The sequence below is a fragment of the Caldisericaceae bacterium genome (assembly GCA_036574215.1).
In the GTDB taxonomy this organism is placed as follows: Bacteria; Caldisericota; Caldisericia; order Caldisericales; family Caldisericaceae; genus Caldisericum.
This window is the reverse complement of record JAINCR010000014.1, coordinates 1-1,426: the sequence shown is the minus strand read 5'-3', so window position 1 is coordinate 1,426 and position 1,426 is coordinate 1. Positions and strand designations below refer to the sequence as shown.

At 33.9% G+C, this 1,426-nt stretch carries 3 protein-coding genes; all 3 read left to right on the top strand.

Annotated features, from left to right (window positions below; genetic code table 11):
- The first annotated feature begins 93 nt into the window (after window positions 1–93).
- Window positions 94–540 carry a 50S ribosomal protein L13 gene (gene rplM, locus K6343_00645; protein MEF3244483.1) on the top strand — a complete coding sequence of 149 codons (447 nt, stop codon included), beginning with the start codon at window positions 94–96 and terminating at the stop codon, window positions 538–540.
- Window positions 540–929, top strand: a complete 390-nt coding sequence (rpsI, locus tag K6343_00640; protein MEF3244482.1) for a 30S ribosomal protein S9 — start codon at window positions 540–542, stop codon at window positions 927–929. The genes rplM and rpsI overlap by 1 nt, the downstream gene beginning before the upstream one ends.
- A 97-nt stretch (window positions 930–1,026) precedes the next feature.
- Window positions 1,027–1,426 (top strand): glutamate--tRNA ligase (locus K6343_00635; protein ID MEF3244481.1); only part of this gene is annotated, 400 nt, incomplete at its 3' end.

Below are 1,426 nucleotides of genomic sequence, written 5' to 3'. Positions count from 1 at the left end.
GAATATATTTTTGATGAGGCAATTCGGGAACTTGACTAATTTAAAATTTTTGGTATCATTGTAAGGAATGTTATTTTTAGGAGGAAACCCAATATGATGAAGATAACTAAATTTATAAAACCTTATGAGGTTAATAAAAAGTGGGTTTTAATTGATGCAGAGAATGAATCAATTGGAAGAGTTTCTGCTGTTGCTGCATCGATCTTAAGAGGAAAAGATAAACCTACTTTTACACCTAATGTGAATATGGGTGATAATGTTATTATCATTAACGCCTCAAAAGTAAAAGTAACAGGCAGAAAACTTACCGATAAAATTTATTACAAACACACGGGGTATGTTGGCAATATTAGAGAGTTTATTTTAAGGGATATCTTAAATAGAAAACCTGAATTCCTCATTTGGAATGCTATTAGGCTTATGCTTCCTAAGAATAGACTTGGAAGAAAAATGATTAATGGTCTTAAGGTCTATTCTGATTCAAATTACCCTAAAGAATTTAAAGTCGAAAGAATAGTTAAGGTATCGAAGGAGGAATAATGGATAAAGTTGTTTTAGCCGTAGGCCGAAGAAAAACATCCGTTGCACGAATAGTTTTAAAACCAGGAAGTGGCAATTTCCGTGTTAATGGAAGAGATGTAAACGAATATTTTGGTGTAAAAACTCTTCTCCCAGAAGTGTTTAAACCTCTTGAAATAACCAACATGAAAGATAAGTTTGATGTCAGAGCAAATGTCGTTGGTGGTGGTTTTAGAGGTCAAGTAGATGCGATAAAACTTGGAATTGCAAGAGCCCTTCTGAAAGTTGATGAATCTCTGAAAACTACACTTAAAAGTGAGGGACTTCTTACAAGAGATTATAGAGAAAAGGAAAGAAAGAAGTACGGCTTACATTCTGCAAGGAAAGACCGTCAATACAGAAAACGTTAACTATTTTGTAACTTTTATGAATTTAAGGGGCCGTTGCCCCTTTTTTATTTTCTAAATTTAGTTTAATATATATTGTATATGAATTTTGGAGGTACAAATGGTTAGAGTTCGTTATGCTCCATCTCCTACAGGAGAAATACATGTAGGTAATGCAAGAACAGCTATATTCAATTATCTTTTTGCTCGCCATAATGGAGGCACTTTTATTCTTCGATTGGATGATACAGATGAAAAGCGTTCTACACCTGCTGCTATAGAGAGTATGTTAAGGGATATTACCTGGTTAGGCCTTGATTGGGATGAAGGTTATCTTAAAGAAGGACCCTACGGTCCCTATAGACAGAAAGAGAGAATCCCCATTTACAACCATTACATTGATACTCTTCTTAAAAATGGTCATGCCTATGAACTCTACTACACAGATGAAGAAGTTGAATCAATAAGAAGTGAATACGAAAAAGCTCTTAAAACATTCTCCTATAGAAAACTCAAAGAAA

Excerpts from the sequence above, each read along its gene's own strand:
- rplM (MEF3244483.1), top strand. The coding sequence starts at position 94 with ATGATGAAGATAACTAAATTTATAAAACCTTATGAGGTTAATAAAAAG.
- rpsI (MEF3244482.1), top strand. The coding sequence starts at position 540 with ATGGATAAAGTTGTTTTAGCCGTAGGCCGAAGAAAAACATCCGTTGCA.